Origin of the sequence: Paenibacillus sp. DCT19 (assembly GCF_003268635.1) — a bacterium.
In the GTDB taxonomy this organism is placed as follows: Bacteria; Bacillota; Bacilli; order Paenibacillales; family Paenibacillaceae; genus Paenibacillus.
Genome location: NZ_CP029639.1, coordinates 6279611 through 6297833 on the forward strand (window position 1 = coordinate 6279611; position 18223 = coordinate 6297833).

Here is an 18223-nt window from a genome sequence, read left to right on the forward strand (position 1 = left end):
AACCGACCTGCATGTTCGCCTCGTTCCACTCACCCGGTTGTACCCCGGTTCAATTATTGAATAATGTTATTGTCCTGATCCTTCACTTCTGCCTTCATCTCATCGGTAACTGTGACACCTTGAGCTTCAGCTGCTTTCAGGTTCAGAATCAGATCCAGCTTATCTGGAACGGTTACTTTCATATCTCCTGGGTTGGTGCCGTTTTTGAGAATATCCGCAGCCATTTCTCCCACTTGATATCCGTGATCATAATATTTGAAACCAACGGTTGCAAAAGCACCCTTTTCAACCGTATCCCGGTCACTAGAGAAGAACGGAATTTTGTTTTTGTTAGCCGTCTGAATAATCGTATCTACCGCACTAACAACAGAGTTATCGAGTGTGATATAGAAAGCATCGACTTTACCCACCAGGGAATCGGTCGCTTGTTTAACTTCAGATGTATTGGTCACAGGGGCTTTAACCAGCGTAATGCCATGCTTCGCAAGAGCCTCTTCCGCATTTTTCGCCATGACCACTGCATTCGGCTCACCTTCATTAATAACAAGACCTACCGTTTTGATATCCGTTAGATGTTTAGCAATAAAATCAGCCAGCTGCACAATGGCTGCTGGGTTGGTGTCGGATGCACCCGTTATATTGCCACCCGGCTTGTCCATGTCACTCACTAGTTTAGCACCCAGCGGATCGGTTACCGCTGCGAAGAGTAACGGCTTCTCCTTCACTTGCTGAGCCAAGGCTAATGCAGATGGTGTAGCGATCCCAAGTACGAGATCATTTTTGGAATCTCCTGAGATTTTCTGAGCGATGGATAGATTGTTCGTTGAGTCGCCTTGTGCATTATTGTAGTCAATGCTGAGGTTCTTGTTCTCTTCAATTCCTGCATCCTTTAGAGCTGCAATGAATCCTTCACGTGTAGCATCAAGTGATGGATGTTCTACGATTTGTGAGATGGCGATGCGATATGATTTCTCTGCGCTTCCTTCGCCTGCACTGCCGCCAGTGCCCTCAGATTCAGTAGCTGTACCGCCATTATTGCCGCAACCAGCGGCTACGATCATCGATGCAACCATCATTAGAGACAACCAAAATTTCTTTTTCATGTGAGAACCCCTCTCCATCGAATAAAATGTTGTTGCCCTCATCACTCTGTTGACACGATAGGGCGGGACATAGCGAACGCATCAACGCATTGTTGCTTTTATCGACAAAAGCAGACAAATGCAGACGATCCTCCATGTGACTGATAACCATGACCGATGTTTGTTTTATTGTGTGTTCAAAAAGCATCCACTTATTTCGGCTGAATTCCATCTTCGATGCTGATCATGCCACTCGCGCATACTTTGTAATCAAAAGCGGATTTTTGAACAACCTCTTATATTGTTTCCCTAATATTAAGGGGCGTCCTCCTTCCCGTCAATGGTTGAACCGCTTCCAATTTGGATTAATTGAATATTGGTGATAGAAAACATTACACAAACCAAAAAGACAACCCATATAAGTTACATGGGCTGTCTAGGAAGTGACTGGAAACTTTCTGAAGAAAGCAGACTTTGATGAATGTCTGCTTCAAGCAAGGACTTTCTTGCGAGCGCCTGGGTACATCAAGGGAAAGTGACCCAGTAGGGGTGAGAAGGCGACAGATGGACAGATGATAGAGGTGGGCCATGCACTATGAGCGTGAATGTGAAGTCCCGACTTTCAATCATGCTCCATCTCTAACGAACTCAATCGGCCTTATTCGCGGTAAAATTACATTCAGGAAATTCTAACGAATCGTTGACACGCTAATCTGCCTTTTGGGCGTGAATTAGTTCTGTTCTTCCTGTATTGCTTTCAGTTCAGCAGAGGTTAGTCCTGTGGCTTTCATAATGGTATCTTGGTCAAGACCCATGGATAGCATATTTTGTGCGATCCTGCGTTTACTCTCTGCTTCTCCTTCTTTCAAGCCTTCTTTAATCCCTTCCTTAATGCCCTCTTCCATGCCTTTCTTCAACCCTTCTTCACGTGCACCCTCAATCATCGATGCCTCATCGCGCAAAAACTTTTGCCGTGCCTCGTATTGTTGACGCGCCTGTTCATCCTGACTTAGGAACTCCAACACACTCATAGCCTTCTTCAATGCAGGTTCCAATTCATGCATCATTAACGCCTCCCAGCTATACATATTCAACTAATGAATTGTTTACACTTGCCACTCCGATGACAGAATAACCTTCCGATCGCTGTTATCCCCAGATTTTTTTTGGATTCCCTTCTACAAAGGGAAAATCCGGGGATAAAGGCGAACGCTTCGCTTCTTCACGTTATTTCTGTCCTCTCCGTTCTCGTTTAAAAATTTTAGTTGAATTAATATAGATTGGGTTATGGTATTTTTCAACAAATAATAAGTATAGATGTAGTGTTCATTTCATTATAACACGTAACCAAGTCTTTAAATAGCGTAATTACGTATACTTAAAACAAAAAAAGACTGTTTCGACAGATCGAAACAATCGGATATGTTAAGCTATTTATTTTAACGCAATATCATTAATTCCCGGATGCTTCACGAATCTGATATGTGCATTTCTTGCCACCATCGGCATAACATTCTGTTCGCTCCACATCAGCCTTCAGCAATGAACGGAACAGCTCTAATTCGCAGCGACAAGCCTGCTTATAGACACTTGCCACCTGTACAATTGGACAGTTCAGCTCTGTAATGACATAGGTACCGTCATCCTCTTGCGATGCGTCTGCCATATATCCATTGTTATTCTGAATACGCGCCAGTTCCTCCACACGTCCAGCCAGATCCTGGCCCTCCATCTGAGGCAAACCATTACGCAACAGTTTATCCCGGCGGCTCTCAAACAACGTATCTATGACATCTTTTCCCGCAGATTCCGATAGTTCCTCTAATAATTCAAGTGTAAGCGAAGGATAAGACTTCGGGAAAAAATTATCTCCCCGCACCGTCAGATGATACACCGATGACGGGCGTCCTGCTGTAGCACGGGCTTCATGAACCTCAATCAGCCCTTCTTGCTCCAGTGACGTAAGGTGACGGCGAATAGCCATACCTGTCAGCCCCAGTTCAGCCGTCATCTCCCTCGCGGTCAACGTGCCTTGTCGCTTCAGCATGAACAATATCCGTTCACGCGTCGTCATTTCATCTTCACGTTTCACGTGCAGCACCTGCTCTCCCTGCTTATGCGTGTACTGGTGCTGCCTCCCGGCAAGCATCCGAGCAAAAGCGGTTATGCGTCTCTTCGCAATCCTCACAGCTCACATGCTGTAGGTTGCAGGTTGGACAATTAATATATCGGTCATGCGTTGTTCCGCAGTGATAGCAGCTAGCAATCACAATATCTTCGTCTGTACGATTGATTGGTACGGAAATACGCTCATCAAATACATAACATTTACCGTCGAACAAACGACCTTGTACTTCTGGATCTTTACCATACGTTACAATGCCGCCTTCAAGTTGAGCTACATCCTGGAATCCTTCATTAATCATGAATCCAGTCAGCTTCTCGCAACGAATACCGCCTGTGCAGTAGGTAATGATCTTTTTGTCCTTCATGTCGCCCAGATTCTCTCGAATCCACTCTGGAAACTCACGGAACGACTCAACGTCTGGACGGATGGCTCCGCGGAAATGACCAATTTCGTATTCATAGTCATTACGACCATCGATCACGATGACATCATCACGTTGCAAGTGCTCGTGGAACTCCTTCGGAGAGAGGCGTTTGCCGCTAACCACATTGGGGTCAAGCTCTTCATCCACACGGAAGGTCACCAGCTCTGCTTTGTGACGAACAAATATTTTTTTGAACGCATGCTCTTCGACATCATCAATCTTAAACACCATATCGCTGAACAACGGATTCGCATGCATGTCCTTCATGTATTGCTCCGTCTGTTCCGGTGTTCCCGACACAGTGCCGTTGATGCCTTCAGCAGCAATGAGAATACGACCTTTTACACCTAGATCCTTACAATATTGCAAATGCTCTTGCGTAAATGCTTCAGGGTCTTCAATCTTCACGAACTTATAATATAAAAGCACGCGGTACGCGCTGTTACACATGTATATCACCTGTTCCTATTCCATGTTGATATTGGCCGGATTCCCGGCATGCCGACAACGGTGTGCCCTTGCTTCGTAACCTAATCATTCAATCGACGATCGACTGTCCATATGCATACTTGCCAAAAAGAAAAAGAAACAGCCGCTCGAAACAAATGTCTCGAACTGCTGCACAACATTCGACTTTAATTCCTGCATTCTAGTTTATCGGAAGCGCAAGGACTTAGTCAATATAAATGTATAGAAAGGCAAGCAAGTTATGGAATTACGCTGGATCTTTTCCTTCCATTGATCGATGTAACTCACTCCGAGATCGTAATGATAGAGGTCTCAAAGTGATACCCTGCACTGTCCAACACAGACTGTGACAGCAATATTTTACTGCCTTCCGGGCTCCAAGCAAGCGGATCTGACACGTTATCCATGTCCGCAGAGATCTGGAATTGTTCGGCCGACTCGGTGTTAGAGACAAACAGCCCTTTTTCGTTATCGCTCTCGGAATTGATTGTATAGGCAATTTTGGAATCATCCTGCGACCAGCTTGTGCCAAAAATTTGTGTGCCGCGCGCAAGCGTAGCTTTCTCATTGCCTTCCAGATCAGTAAGCACTAGCGCACGCTTCGTATCGGCTGTTTTTTTCACAATGGCTAGTCTCGCACCGTCGCTCGAAGGAATGACCCACTCCACACTTTTCAGTACCTGCTTCACTTCGCCGGTCTTTGTGTCGTAAGCGTTCAGTTGGCCGTCCTCACCGGTAATGTAATACACTGTGCTGCCAGAAACCTCTACACTACGAATGTTGAAACTACCTACCTCGACTAAAACTTTGGTGTTCCCTTCGACATCCGCCGAGACCAGATTGCCATCCATATTCGGATACACAACATGTGTATTATCCAGCCACGCACCCTCACCTACAAATCCCATATCTTTACCCGTCTGTACAGACTCGCCGTTATTCATATTCAGAATGAAGCCTTTGCCTACACTCTCCTCAGGCTCACGATAGAAAACATATTGTCCATCCGGTGAGGCCATTGGCGCCGCAAGACTTACATCACTCTCTTTTAGCAACGTATCCGTTCCTTTCGCAATGTCATGCACATATATATTGTTTGGGTAACGTTCTTCTCCCTCAACCGTAACTGGCTTAAGTTCTTTATTCGGCTTATCTAGCAAAATCGAGTCAGATGTTAACCAGCCCACACCGCGAATATTTGCGATTTTATCGATTTTTTCAAGTTTAAAGCTCTGGTATACGGATGGGTTCGTATTATCTTTAACAACGATATCTGTCCCTCCTGTGCCACTCCCCATGCTACCGTTCGTTCCTGTATTTCCTCCGCATGCCACTATGGACAAGAGTGTTATCGCCCCAACCGCACCTAAAGCCATCTGTTTCCAATTCATCATGTTCCCCCCTGAATGCTGTCTATAGATCAATCATACCGATGGGTTACATCCAAAGTTATTCAGAATTGTTTCCAACTTGTAAACTTGGATTCGCAAGTGGAAAAGTCAATTCAAACGTTGTTCCTTCTTCTTCGTCCTTACGCAGCGGTACTAGCTGAATGGTTCCGCCCTGTTTTTCTACAAATTGCTTCACAAGTGACAGCCCTAGACCTGTCCCGCCGGTCTTTCTAGCTCGATCTTTGTTAACGGTGTAAAAAGGTTCAAATATCTTCTCCCGTGACTCTTCCGGAATCGGCACACCCGAGTTGAAGATACGAATAACTGCCTTCTGTTCTTGTAAAATAGGCTTACTGTAGACACGAATCACACCGGCTGGTTCGTTATACTTAATAGCGTTGTCCAACAGATTGATGAAGATGTGCATCAGATTCTCCCGGTCACTGTGAATGGTTGCCGGCTCTAGATGCAGTTCCATCGCGAGCCCGAATTTCTCCGCTTTGCCGCGCATCCGTCCACAAGCATCCTCCAGTAATGCCCGAACTTCGACATCCTCTGCCTGATTCTCGAAATCATACTTCTCCAGTGCCGAGATGTGCAGCACCTTCTCGACCATCTCGTACAACCGCTCTGTTTCTTTGCCAATGTTATTCGTCGCATCCTCCAATAACTGAGGATCGTCCTTGTACATGTTCAGTAATTCAACATAGGCCTTGATCGAGGTGAGCGGTGTCTTGAACTCATGACTAATGTTCCCGATATATTGTTTCTGCTGTTGTTCGAGCGCTTGAAGCTTCTCGATGGCCAGCTTCAGCTTCTGCTGCTCATCATGCATCGCTGTAATATTTTGACGAATGGAGGTGCTCATATAATAGATACCCTGACCTAGCTCCCCCAGCTCATCCTTCCGCTTCACAGGGGATGCTTCAATATAGTTCCCTTCACGAATGGAATCCGCAGACTTCTTCAAGCGTGAGATCGCCACAGCAAATCGATTATAGAAAAGATAACCCAGGATAAAGCTTAACCCTACGACGGCAATTCCTGCCCACATAAATAAATTCAGAATTCGCGCGTAAAATTCATGATAACTCTGAATGGAATACTGCATCTGTACAGCGCCCATCTGCCCATCTGGCCCATCGAGTGGAGCAACATAGAGAAGCGTCTCCCCCTGCTCACGGTATACAATCTTATTTTGAAGCACATAGCGCAACGTCTCTGTCATATCTTCTGTACGTTCTCCGGTTGTGATGGATGAACCTACCTGTTGTCCCTCCATATCATATAGAGCGATAGGAAGCCCTGTGGAGTTAGCGAGTTCCTGGGCAAGCCTGCGACCGCTTTGCTGTAGAAATGCACCGGGCTCCAGATGAATCGACTCCGTGTAGTAGGACTGTCTTACGTTCAGATTGACCAGACGGGTCTGCTGTGACAGAATGTCCTCGATCTGCGTTTGCTGATTGCGTTCGATACCGCGTAATACGAGGTAGCTGAGCACAACGACCGTGAGAATCAGCAAGGCTGCAAGGAAAACACTGAATTTCAGTTTGATGCTCACTCTCATATCCGTCCACTCGCTTCGGGAGCGGATGCCTTATATCCGATCCCGTAGACGGTCTGTAGCTTCTCCTGATCCGTATCACCAATTTTTTTGCGAAGACGCTGAATATGGATATCCACCGTACGGGTACCTCCTGCATACTCCATGCCCCATACTCGATCCAGCAGATCATCGCGCGTGTATACACGTTCCGGATTGGACATCAGAATGGTTAGCAGGTCGAATTCCTTCGGTGTAAGCTCCAGTTTCTCATCATTTACGGTGACGGTGCGATGAGCAACATGAATACGCAGAGCTCCATTAATAATCGCTTGGCTCTTCTGATCTTCTGGCGGTGGACTGCTCTTCTCCACACGGCGCATCAGTGCTTTCACTCTAGCGAGCAGTTCACGAATCTCGAATGGCTTCGTCATATAATCATCGGCGCCCATTTCCAGACCCACGATTTTGTCTACGATATCATTTTTTACCGTTAATAAAATAATGCCAATATCCTCCCGATCCTCAAGTCTACGGCAGACACCATAACCATCGAGCTTTGGCATCATCACGTCCAGAATCATAACCTGCGGATGGAACAATGCCACCTTCTCCAGCGCTTCCTCCCCATCATTCGCCGTCTCCACTTCATAGCCTTCACGGCGCAAAGCATAGGCGATGGCACTGACAATACTTGTTTCGTCATCGACAACCAGCACTTTTTTATTCATCGGATTCATCCTCTTCCGTTATGTCATCAGTTACTTCTGTGTTCATTGATATCACATCAAAACTATTTATAGATATATGGTACCAAGGGTTTGGTAAATTGGCTACGAGCCTGATTCACACCTGCACACCTAAGTACCCACCTTCGATAAGTATCCATATTCCCAGCTTAAGCTTTGTTTCCCTTATTTTATACCCAAGGACGACAAAAAGAGCCACCCCTATATCCGGGCTGGCTATAATATATACAAATATAGTACACATCTTCTATTCTTCGAATGACAGATTCATCGGTTCATCCATCATCTCATATTCGGTCTCCATGTGGGTAACTGGCGTATTACGATCCACTTCTTCGAAACGGAAGCTATCCACCCACACTTTGCCTTTCCCATATAAAATAGCCCCAAATGATATAACTGCGCTACCCTTTGGCACATCGAGTACAATATGGTATTGATTCCATGGCTGTGTGCCAGTGATTGGCCGATCATGCATATTATCAAACTGAAGAACATCCTGAACGTTATTGTCCACCCGCATCCATAAACTGCAGAAATGCTCTACCTTTTCGTTCATGACGAATCCTGAAAACTTCATCCGTTTACCTACATACTTATCTGCCTTGAATTGTTGCATCATTGTAGCGAACTCATTCATTTCCATCGGTGTGATGGATTTCAGATACCCTGAGCATTTACCCTGATGTACCACTGTAGGATCTATGCCCATTTCATAATTTTGCGGGTGACTCCCAGTTAATATCCATCCATGAACCGTTGATGTATCATTCATCATTAATTCTCCTCCTCTAGATTTAGCTTTAAATAGCTTCAAGTTAAACAATTTGCGAAATCGACCTGGTGGCAGTCCGTACACCTTTTTAAATGCTCGCGTGAACGCTTCCTGGCTTTCAAACCCACAACCAAGGGAAATGTCCAAGATCCCTATATTGGTAGATCTAAGTATGGTGGAAGTGTCACTCAAACGGCGGTTGCGAATATATTCTACAACGGTCATACCTACCTCTTTACGAAACACCCGGTGATAGTGATAGGGCGATAATCCAGCTCCTGAAGCTACTTCTTCAAGCCCTATATCTTCGTACAGACGAGTTTCAATAAAATACAGACTTTGCTGAACCATTTCACTGTATGGATTCAAATTGAAGTGCAGCCCCTTTCCTTATCTGTACTATACGGAAAAGAGACGTACCGGTTTTGATCATTTTTGCTACATTTATTTTTTTGTAACAGCAAATCAAAACAAAAAAGCCGACCATAGGAACATGACTCCCTATAATCGGCTCTACTATTGAACTGGACGACATCAGTCATCCAATCTTGGCGAATATATATAATATTAGCTTCTACCTTAGACTGCTGGAACAGGCTGTGCTCCAACTGAATCATCCTCATCGTGATCCACCAGTCCATGCTTCTCCCAAGCCCGACTCTTCCAGCGGAAGTACATAATGAAGGCTCGTGTCCACTCATCGGCTGCAATCGCTAGCCAGATTCCTGCCAGACCCATGTTCAGTTGGAAGACAAACAGGTATCCTAGTGGCAAGCTTAGGCAGACCATCGAGATCAGTCCCATGTACACTGGGAACTTCGCATCTCCTGCGGCACGAAGCGAGTTAATGATCACGATATTGGTCGTGCGCCCCGTTTCCAGCACGATACTGAGCAGGATAACCTGCGCAGCAATACGAATCACTTCCGGGTTATCCGTGAACAAGCCCACAAGTGGCACACGGAACGCAATCACCACGAGATCGACGGCGATGGTCACGATCATGGCCCATTTTACACTTTTCCAAACACGCTGGTAGGCTGTCTCTTGCTGCTTGGCACCCACCAGTCGTCCCACCATAATCGCTGTACCCATACCAATCGCCATACTGAATAGATAGATATAAGACGAGATATTATGCGCATATTGGCGAGAAGCCAGTGCTTCTGCTCCCAGGAACGTGGCATAGAAGAAAAAGACAAGCTGACAGGAATGGTACATAATCTGCTCTACTGCAGATGGAATACCAATCTTCAGAATTTTTGACACATAGTTTTTCGTAAATTGCAGATAGAACTTAATCTCCACCCGCACTTCGGTCACACGATAGAGCAACCAGAAGAAGATCAACAGACAGACAAAACGGCTCACAATGGTTGAGATCGCTGCACCCTCTACCCCAAGTGCTGGCATGCCGAAGTGACCAAAGATCAGAATGTAGTTCAAACCAACGTGAAGCACATTCATAAATACAGAGACATACATCGTCTCTTTCGTAAATCCATACGTACGAATAATTGCAGCCAAGGAGTTAATCAACGCCTGAAGGAAGATGGCTCCTCCGACAATGTGCATGTATGCTTTGGCATAGACTAGAATCTCACCCTGCACGTTCATTTTCTCTAGCAGCATTCCGCCGAACACAAGGAACGCCCCACTAAGCACTAGACCTACGATGAGGTTCAGCGTAATTGCCATACCTGTAATTTTGGCTGCTTCATACAGCTTCTTCGATCCAATATATTGAGCAACAACAATCGCAGCTCCGTTACCGACAACCTCCAAGAGTAAAATCGCTATCGTAATAATCTGGTTCGAAGCTCCGATTCCAGCTACTGCATTGTCTGACACGGAACTAATCATCAACGTATCGACCGTACCCATTAACATAAACAAAAATAATTCCAGAAAAATCGGCCAGGTTAATGCGAACAGATTAAGCGATTTGCCCTGTTGCTGTGTCCCTGTTTCCGTAACGGCTGCACTCATGATGTCACCTCTTTAATCTCCATAAAATAATTAATTGCACGAAAACTTCCGACATTGAATCTTGATGTTTCAACATGTAAACAAGGGGTATAGTAGCATAGACTTTCTGAAAAAGCATCCGCTTTTACGAAAATAATTTTATTTTTTTCAAAAATTTTGAAAATGAATGGAAAAAGATGCTCTTTCATGATATTTACATACAACAAAAAGCCTGAACCGGCTGGTTCAGGCTTAAAGATAGAGCTGTTTATTTAATGGAACCTTGTGTCACCCCGTTAATAATCCATTTTTGTGCGAATAGATAGATTATAATCATCGGCAACAATGCGAGCAGATAGGAGGCAAACGCCAGGTTGAAATCTGTATTGAACTGACCCTGGAACACATATTGCACCAGTGGCAGCGTATATTGCGACGGATCACTGATAATAACGAGTGGCAACAAGAAGTCGTTGTAGGTCGACAGACATGTCAGAATACCGACGGTGGCACTGATCGGTGCCATTAGCGGGAAAATGATCCGCCAGAACGTGCCCCAAGTCGTCGCACCATCCACATATGCGGCCTCCTCCAGCGTTACGGGAATCGATCGGATGTACCCAACGTACACAAATACGTTAAAGGCAAGCCCATAGACCGTATGCAACAAGGTAAGACCAAGTAGGTTAGTCATCTCAAGCGATGACGTCAGTTTAACAATCGGCAACATGATGATGGGAAACGGAATGAACATTGCACTGACGAAGTAATAATATAATCCTTTGAAAAATTTCCGTTTCTCCATATTACGTGATATCGCATAAGCGACCATCGAGTTGCTCAGAAGTGTGAGCACAACCGTTGATGCGGTCACCATGGCGCTGTTGCGGAACGATTGGAAGAAGTTCGTCATTTCAATCGCACTCGCAAAGTTCTCCCAATGGAGCGTCGTCGGAATGGCGAATACCGACTGTGCCATCTGCTCTGGATTTTTCAGAGCAATCGTAACGGTCATATACAATGGGAACAAAATAAACAGTGTGCCTAGCACAACAAGTAACATCACGAGCCAGTTCGTACCTAGACGGCTTCTCATTACAGATCCATCTCCCTTCTTTGCAGGAACCGGATTTGTAGAATGGAAATCACCGCAATAACGATGAAGTAAATAACCGAGTTCGCAGACTGATATGCATATTCGCCGCCTTCGAATCCTCCTGTGTAGATCAGATGGGAGATCGACTGCGTTGCCCGCCCAGGGCCGCCGTTGGTTAAAGCTACGATTTGGTCAAAGACCATGAGCGAGTTCTTCATCGCGAGCACCATATTAATTGTAAAGAATGGCGCAATAAGCGGGAAGGTGATGCTCCAGAACTCACGCCATTTGCCCGCACCGTCAATGTTCGAAGCCTCGTAGAGTGTCGGTGATATCGTTTGCAAACCTGCCAAATACAGTATGGTGTTGAGCGCCACCGACTGCCACACCGCCACAATGACAATCCCGATCCACGCTAAGCTTTCGCTACCCAGAATATTCGTTGATAATGCGTTGATGCCGAGGTTCTGTCCCCAGATCGGAAATACGTTGGAGAAGAGATAGTTAAATATGTAACCCACAATCAATACACTTAGAATATTGGGCAAGAAATAGATGCCGCGGAAAAAGTTACGGAACTTGATCTTGGCATTGAGCCCAAGTGCAATGAGCAGGCTAAGGATATTCGTTAAGATCGTGACTACGATCGCGAATTTGAAGGTAAACCAGTAGGCATTGCCCACATTATCATCTCGAAATAGATTGAAGTAGTTCTTGAATCCGACAAAATCATATTGTTTACCGAATCCATTGTAGTTCGTGAATGAATAATAGATCCCTTGGATCGCCGGCAGCGTCATAAATACGAAGAACAATACGACTGCCGGCACGGTCATCCAGTAATAAGGTGCCATGCGCTTGTTCATATGCCATCCTCCTTCGGACAAGGGTTAACGCCGGTTCGCTACCTTATCCCATTCTTTGTCGAGTGTATCTAAATAGTTGTCGATATTTTGATTTTGCAAAAAGGACTGCACGATAGAATTCAGCTGCACAGCCGCTGGAATATAGTGATCGGCGAAGTCGATGACCTTGCCCTGCTCAATATACGGCATTAACTCCTGCACCGCAGGATCATCCTGCTTGACGCCCTCTACCGCAGAGAACAACGTCTGTTCATCAATGTATCTCCCAATATTGTCAGGCTCCAGCAAAAAGGCAATGAACTCCTCAGCCTGTTCTCGATTCGGAGTATCCGCTGCAATGGTAAACAATGAATCGATACCGTTTACAAGCTTGATCTGGCTTGCGTCATTACCGGTTGGAAACGGGAAGAAGCCAATCTTCACATCCGGATTCGCCTTACGAATCTCTGGAATAGCCCACGTGCCTTGGATATACATGAAGGCTTCGCCATTAGCAAACGCCCGGTTACCATCCGAATACGCTTTACCGAAGTTATCACTATGACCATACTTCATCAGTTCAAGCTGTTTCTCAGCGACCTCACGATACTTCTCCTTGAAAGTGACTTGGTTATCCCGGCGTTGCTGGTAAAAGTCAATGCCTGCGAGATTCGAGCCTAGCGCATTAAAGGGCAAGCTTGTCTGCCAGTCATCCTTATAAGTGAAGTAAAAGGGAATTTTGCCTGCATCCTTAATTTGTTGGGCGGTAGCGATGAGCTCATCCCATGTCTTAGGCACGTCCAGGCCCATTTCGTTAAACAACGTTTTGTTGTACATGATGCCGTTTGCATTTGTTGCGTATGGAATACCTGTCACTTCATCCATTCCCGTAACATCCTTTAGCATCTGTATGTAATTGGGGTCAATCGTCTTGAGTAGAGAGCTATCTGTCAGATCGGTAAAAATATCACTTTGAGCCAGTGTGGAATAGGTATCCGTCGCACCCATTGCCATAATATCGGGTATGTCATTCTTGACGACCCTGGTCTTCAGAACCGTCTCGGCATCTGGAGGGTTGACCTGAGTGACCTGAATATCAGCATGCGCTGCGTTGAAGGTTTGGATCAATTCGTCAAAAGTTGCTTTTGCCTCAGGCTTGTTCTGGAAAAACTCAATCTGCACTTTGCCATTCGCGCTATCTCTGCCTGTACAGGAAGATAGAAGTACAGCCATCATTCCACACAGCAATAACGCCCCGAGAGCCTTAGTAATCGATGTTCTCATGTTGTACCTCCTTTGCTTAATATGTAAATACATACCCATAGAGTACATAGAGGAACCATTTGTAATTCTTCCATATTCTCTATGTATATCTGCACTTACATCAATCGACAATAAACGCCCTTTCTTATTTCTAAAACGATTTCGGCTAAAATGAATCAAACGATCTATTCTGCTCAAGGGATGGAAAAGAACCAAAAAAGAGACATCGGAATTCATCCAATGTCTCTCATTTAGTAGCTTTACGGCCTATAACAGCCTGCTGTCATTCTATATATACGGATGTTCAATTTTTGGGCAAAGCATTGCGTAAACGTTTAGCGCGGTAGCTCTGAAATGCACGGATTAACATGCCAATAATAATCATCACTACACCAATGTTGATCGCAACATCTGCGAGATTCAAAATGCCGCGTCCAGAAGGGAACACTAGGAAATCCGTTACCCGGGCGTAAATGAATCGATCCAGCGCATTACCGAGGGCTCCACCTACCATGAAACCAGCGCCAGCCTGCATCCAGAAACCACGTATCTCCCCTTTTCGGCGGTAATATAGAATGCCTGCGATGAAGAGGACAGCAATCACGCCAAATAGTCGCGCATTTCCCTGAAACAGACTGCCGGCCATACCCGTGTTCTCGTAATGTTGGAGCTGCATGCCTGAGTCGCCGAGTCTCATTACATCTCCAACTTCCATATACATCCTCACTGCAATCTTGGTTCCCTGATCCACCAAGGTCACCAGCAGTGCCACAAAATAAAACAGCATCGTGCCTTCTCCTCCTGTCTAACCGTGCAATTCTGAGCGATAACTACTTTAGAATTAATAATAGGATTATTAAAATGATTTCTAATAGTGCGTGTTCAAAAAGGTCGGTTTTCAGTACCAAGAAGATGGGATAAAGATAGAAATGGAGTAGCGGAGCGTAGGCAAAACTACGTGAGCAACGGACATTTCGGCTGAATCCCATATTCGACGCTGAGATGCCTCATGGCATCCTTCGTAATCAAAAGCGGACTTTTTGAACAACCTCTAATATTAAAAATTTTGTCTATTATGTTCCCCTTACTTTACCACAGCGGGTACTTGGTCTCCAAATGACTCCCCTGATGCGCAACACAGTTCACCACCTCTGATATGCCCGTCTCGTCCATCTGCATCCAGCAGGTACCCGCCCAAGCCATGTCGAATGTAGACAACAATCATATTGAAGAGGAGCTGCCCGAATTTGAATCTATCACTGACAGAGAAGTTAAAGGGAATGCAACAGGAAGAAAAGCAGCTGATCTTCCACACATTTCATTCAGAAACAGCACTTCAGCTAGGCCTACATCTCGTCGCAGAAGCCAAACGCCGTTCACAAGCCGTAACCATCGACATCACATTGAAGGGACATCGTCTGTTCTTGCATGCGATGGAGGGTACACATCCCGACAATGAAAACTGGATTAGACGTAAAAATAATGTGGTGAACCACTTCTCCTCCAGCTCTTGGCACACCGCCCTGCGACTGAGAAACGAGAATCAATCCCTTGAGCAAAATTATGACCTGCCTGACGCAGACTATGTACTGGCTGGAGGTGCTTTCCCCCTAATCCTTGAAAATGAGGGGCAAGTGGGCACCATCACCGTTTCAGGCTTGCCCGACGAGGAAGACCATGATCTGGTCACCGCTGGCATTCGTTCATTTTTGTTACAGCAAGGCTATATCAATTGAACTAAAGAATAGTTACACTTGACACTTCGATGACAGAATAACTTTCCGACCGCTTCGCTTCTCCATGTTATTTCTGTCCTCTCTGTTCTCGTGTAAATGTTTCGTTCAATTGATATAGATAAAATACAAAACAAAAACTCCCATCATCGTAAGAAGTAGAATTCGAAACATCTACCTCTATTTATGATGGGAGCATTTTATTTTTTTAAACACGCTTCGATGCTTATAAATACTTTGAGATCGTCAGGATGAAAGCTGAGACTCAGGCTAACGCATTAAGACGGGTTACGATCCTTCATGATGTGGTATAGATTGCCGAAACTACCGGACAATATACCTGCAATCGGAAATACCACCCAATTGATGTCCCAACGATGCATTACAAATCCTGTGAATAGAAAGATAGCTATCGCCAGCGGCCATATTACAGCCTCCACGGCCTTCACAGCACGCACTTCTTCCTTCTTCTCTGCTGTTAAATAGTGATCCTCCATCAATGTGGTGTAAGCCCCTTGAATATTACCATAATACACAAACAAAAATACGCCCACTCCCGCCATCACCATAAATGCAGTTACACCATAAGGAGCATAGTTATCGTTCAGATACGCCGCTGCGAATATAAGAGCCGGAGCCAGAATACACAAACTGACGCCCGTTATAAGTGCTACTCGGTAGGTCAGCGCGAAGTTTGCCTGGTTACGCTGAAGGTTCTGCTTAAGTGAATATGGCAGTTGAAAACCTTCCTCCAAGTAACTGAACCGTTCAAGCTTCATACCACTATGAATGAACATGCCGACAGCAATGGCAACGAGCAGAAACATGCCAATCAGACCTATTACAGTGCCTGTATCGATGGAACTCTGCGCTGCTGACATACCATAATTCTCAGCTAATGTGCTCATGAAGATCAGAAAACCTACGCCGAATGCACAGAGCAAAACCCCAAGCCCTGTCCATAAGCCTGCACTTCTCTTCGCGTCAGTGTATGCATAGGCCTGTTCCTCAGTCAATACAGGTACTGATTCCTCCATCCGGGCTGGCTCTATTCCAAGTTCAGCGGTAAGCTCCTCAATATTCCCGAACTCGGAGATCACAATCCCGATCGCCTCATTCTCCGACTTGCCTTCTCGTTTCAATTCCAGATACTTATCTTCCATTCCGGTTAAGAGCTCCTGCTTCAGACGCTCTACCTCGGGGGTTCTCGGAAGATTTGCAAACATGTTCTCCAGATAGACCATAATTGTCTCCATGCTCAGTCACAGCTCCCTGATAAATAGATTAACAACCTCCTGCGTAACCTTCCATTCCTCACACTTTTCCCGGTAGTAGTCCAGACCCAATGGGGTAATCCGGTAATAGGTACGACGCTTGCCCAGACTCTCATCCTGGTAGAACGATTCAATGTATCCATTCTTCTCTAATCGGGTGAAGGCCGAATATAGCGTCGTTTCCTTCATCACATACTTTTCCTCTGTTAGCTGTCTAATGTTCTTGGAAATCTCGTATCCATACGACTCCCCTTCGAGCAGCATATAGAGAATCAGCGTATCATTGTAGCCGCGTATCACGTCACTGCTGATCACAAAAGATACTCCTCCTCGTTACTCCATCTGTCGTAGTAATTGGAGTATATCACGTTTACTACGACAGGTGAAGTAGTTGATCTGAAAATAGGCAAAATAAAAATCCGTACCTGTTACAGATACGGATTCGTGAGTGTGGTTATGCTGTTCATTTGATAGCGAATAACCTGATTATTGAATAGCCGAGAGCACATCCAGCAGCATGGATTTGAACTGAGGACGATTAATCGCCTCACATACACGTACATTTGGCGCTTTACCGAAACGTCCGTTGATATCCACCACACTGTATCCACGCGTCAGTTCTCCTGCAGCTTCCACATCGACATAATACTGACCAGACTTCGTCATAAGTGACTCATCTGCGGCTACAGCCATCAGCAATGTATCCGGATGCGTAGTACCGTTCAGTTTATGTACTGACTTGTTGAACTGCATGACCACTTTGTTGATCGCCGTGAAGAAATTAGCACCGGATGTGCCAAGAGCCGCAATCTCTGCATGATCGTCATCATCCATGACAGAATACTGGGTACACATCTCCCAGCCTACCATAGTGATTGGAATGCCTGCATGCAGTACGATTTTGGCCGCTTCCGGATCCACGTAGAAATTATATTCTGCCGCCGGTGTGATATTGCCGAGTGCATTATTCGTTCCGCCCATGATATACAAGTGTGCAATCTCTGGAATAATGGTGGGATCCTTCTGGATTGCCATCGCGATATTCGTCAACGGAGCAATCGCCAGAAGCTCAATCCCCCTGGGTTCGCATGAACCTTCTCAATGATAAAATCAACCGCATGCCCCTGCTCGGGACGCTGATCTGCCTTCGGAAAATGTGCGCCACCCATACCGTCGTCACCATGCACGTCTTCCACCGTGCGGTGCTGCGCTTGCCCATAAGCCATTAGTGGGCGCTCGCACCCTTTGTATACAGGCACCTTGCCGCCATGTCCAGCGACCTGTACCGTGTACAGGGCATTTTCTACCTCTTGGTCGAACTGCACGTTTCCACCTGTAATCGTAATGCCTTCCACCTGAAAATGATGCAATGCGGTCAGGATGGCTATCGTATCGTCTCCTGCTGTATCTGTATCGATGATGACTCTTCTCATGATGCAATGCTCCTTCTTCCGTATAAGATTCGTTCTACATTAACGTTTACG

At 45.6% G+C, this 18223-nt stretch carries 16 protein-coding genes and 1 pseudogene; 1 reads left to right on the forward strand and 16 read right to left on the reverse strand.

Going from position 1 to position 18223, the window contains the following annotated elements; translation table 11 throughout:
- Window positions 1–53: 53 nt before the first annotated feature.
- The 13 genes from DMB88_RS28420 to lspA form a co-directional block, all read right to left on the reverse strand.
- On the reverse strand, window positions 54–1103 hold the full coding sequence (locus tag DMB88_RS28420; protein WP_128103978.1) for an ABC transporter substrate-binding protein: 1050 nt from the start codon (window positions 1101–1103) through the stop codon (window positions 54–56).
- Between the two features lie 710 nt (window positions 1104–1813).
- On the reverse strand, window positions 1814–2149 hold the full coding sequence (locus DMB88_RS28425) for a hypothetical protein (protein WP_254438381.1): 336 nt from the start codon (window positions 2147–2149) through the stop codon (window positions 1814–1816).
- A gap of 386 nt (window positions 2150–2535) precedes the next feature.
- Window positions 2536–3174 carry a helix-turn-helix transcriptional regulator gene (locus DMB88_RS28430; protein ID WP_164848811.1) on the reverse strand — a complete coding sequence of 213 codons (639 nt, stop codon included), beginning with the start codon at window positions 3172–3174 and terminating at the stop codon, window positions 2536–2538.
- A 22-nt stretch (window positions 3175–3196) separates the two neighbouring features.
- The gene (locus DMB88_RS28435) at window positions 3197–4084 is read right to left on the reverse strand and encodes an oxygen-dependent tRNA uridine(34) hydroxylase TrhO (protein ID WP_128103979.1); all 888 of its coding nucleotides are present in this window, start codon (window positions 4082–4084) and stop codon (window positions 3197–3199) included.
- A 302-nt stretch (window positions 4085–4386) separates the two neighbouring features.
- Window positions 4387–5496 (reverse strand): TolB-like translocation protein, encoded by a 1110-nt coding sequence (locus tag DMB88_RS28440; RefSeq protein ID WP_128103980.1) that lies wholly within the window; start codon window positions 5494–5496, stop codon window positions 4387–4389.
- 55 nt (window positions 5497–5551) lie between these two features.
- Window positions 5552–7060, reverse strand: a complete 1509-nt coding sequence (locus tag DMB88_RS28445; RefSeq protein WP_128103981.1) for a sensor histidine kinase — start codon at window positions 7058–7060, stop codon at window positions 5552–5554.
- Complete coding sequence (locus DMB88_RS28450) at window positions 7057–7767, reverse strand: response regulator transcription factor (RefSeq protein ID WP_128103982.1); 711 nt, start codon at window positions 7765–7767, stop codon at window positions 7057–7059. Before DMB88_RS28450 ends, DMB88_RS28445 begins: the two co-directional genes overlap by 4 nt.
- A 265-nt stretch (window positions 7768–8032) precedes the next feature.
- Window positions 8033–8911: a helix-turn-helix transcriptional regulator gene (locus tag DMB88_RS28455; RefSeq protein WP_128104650.1), complete on the reverse strand. Its 879-nt coding sequence runs from the start codon at window positions 8909–8911 to the stop codon at window positions 8033–8035.
- Between the two features lie 228 nt (window positions 8912–9139).
- Entirely contained in the window at window positions 9140–10549 is a 1410-nt protein-coding gene (locus tag DMB88_RS28460; protein ID WP_128103983.1) for an MATE family efflux transporter, read from the reverse strand.
- Between the two features lie 247 nt (window positions 10550–10796).
- Window positions 10797–11624, reverse strand: a complete 828-nt coding sequence (locus tag DMB88_RS28465) for a carbohydrate ABC transporter permease (protein WP_128103984.1) — start codon at window positions 11622–11624, stop codon at window positions 10797–10799.
- On the reverse strand, window positions 11624–12490 hold the full coding sequence (locus DMB88_RS28470; protein WP_128103985.1) for a carbohydrate ABC transporter permease: 867 nt from the start codon (window positions 12488–12490) through the stop codon (window positions 11624–11626). The genes DMB88_RS28465 and DMB88_RS28470 overlap by 1 nt, the downstream gene beginning before the upstream one ends.
- Window positions 12491–12514: 24 nt before the next feature.
- Window positions 12515–13753: an ABC transporter substrate-binding protein gene (locus DMB88_RS28475; RefSeq protein WP_128103986.1), complete on the reverse strand. Its 1239-nt coding sequence runs from the start codon at window positions 13751–13753 to the stop codon at window positions 12515–12517.
- 283 nt (window positions 13754–14036) lie between these two features.
- The gene (lspA, locus tag DMB88_RS28480) at window positions 14037–14519 is read right to left on the reverse strand and encodes a signal peptidase II (RefSeq protein ID WP_128103987.1); all 483 of its coding nucleotides are present in this window, start codon (window positions 14517–14519) and stop codon (window positions 14037–14039) included.
- A gap of 460 nt (window positions 14520–14979) precedes the next feature.
- On the opposite strand from lspA, the gene DMB88_RS28485 reads away from it, so the two are divergent.
- Entirely contained in the window at window positions 14980–15468 is a 489-nt protein-coding gene (locus DMB88_RS28485; protein WP_128103988.1) for a heme-degrading domain-containing protein, read from the forward strand.
- Between the two features lie 275 nt (window positions 15469–15743).
- Here the strand turns inward: DMB88_RS28485 and DMB88_RS28490 are convergent, their stop codons facing one another.
- From DMB88_RS28490 to DMB88_RS28500, 3 genes and pseudogenes are all read right to left on the reverse strand, one after another.
- Window positions 15744–16721, reverse strand: a complete 978-nt coding sequence (locus tag DMB88_RS28490) for a permease prefix domain 1-containing protein (RefSeq protein WP_128103989.1) — start codon at window positions 16719–16721, stop codon at window positions 15744–15746.
- Between the two features lie 6 nt (window positions 16722–16727).
- A complete protein-coding gene (locus DMB88_RS28495; RefSeq protein WP_128103990.1) occupies window positions 16728–17054 on the reverse strand; it encodes a PadR family transcriptional regulator in 327 nt (108 codons plus the stop codon).
- 171 nt (window positions 17055–17225) lie between these two features.
- Window positions 17226–18172, reverse strand: a pseudogene (locus DMB88_RS28500) (nucleoside hydrolase).
- Window positions 18173–18223 lie beyond the last annotated feature (51 nt).

Coding starts and splice junctions, on each gene's coding strand:
- DMB88_RS28420 (WP_128103978.1), bottom strand. CDS start 1,103: ATGAAAAAGAAATTTTGGTTGTCTCTAATGATGGTTGCATCGATGATC.
- DMB88_RS28425 (WP_254438381.1), bottom strand. CDS start 2,149: ATGATGCATGAATTGGAACCTGCATTGAAGAAGGCTATGAGTGTGTTG.
- DMB88_RS28435 (WP_128103979.1), bottom strand. CDS start 4,084: ATGTGTAACAGCGCGTACCGCGTGCTTTTATATTATAAGTTCGTGAAG.
- DMB88_RS28440 (WP_128103980.1), bottom strand. CDS start 5,496: ATGATGAATTGGAAACAGATGGCTTTAGGTGCGGTTGGGGCGATAACA.
- DMB88_RS28445 (WP_128103981.1), bottom strand. CDS start 7,060: ATGAGAGTGAGCATCAAACTGAAATTCAGTGTTTTCCTTGCAGCCTTG.
- DMB88_RS28450 (WP_128103982.1), bottom strand. CDS start 7,767: ATGAATAAAAAAGTGCTGGTTGTCGATGACGAAACAAGTATTGTCAGT.
- DMB88_RS28455 (WP_128104650.1), bottom strand. CDS start 8,911: ATGGTTCAGCAAAGTCTGTATTTTATTGAAACTCGTCTGTACGAAGAT.
- DMB88_RS28460 (WP_128103983.1), bottom strand. CDS start 10,549: ATGAGTGCAGCCGTTACGGAAACAGGGACACAGCAACAGGGCAAATCG.
- DMB88_RS28465 (WP_128103984.1), bottom strand. CDS start 11,624: ATGAGAAGCCGTCTAGGTACGAACTGGCTCGTGATGTTACTTGTTGTG.
- DMB88_RS28470 (WP_128103985.1), bottom strand. CDS start 12,490: ATGAACAAGCGCATGGCACCTTATTACTGGATGACCGTGCCGGCAGTC.
- DMB88_RS28475 (WP_128103986.1), bottom strand. CDS start 13,753: ATGAGAACATCGATTACTAAGGCTCTCGGGGCGTTATTGCTGTGTGGA.
- lspA (WP_128103987.1), bottom strand. CDS start 14,519: ATGCTGTTTTATTTTGTGGCACTGCTGGTGACCTTGGTGGATCAGGGA.
- DMB88_RS28490 (WP_128103989.1), bottom strand. CDS start 16,721: ATGGAGACAATTATGGTCTATCTGGAGAACATGTTTGCAAATCTTCCG.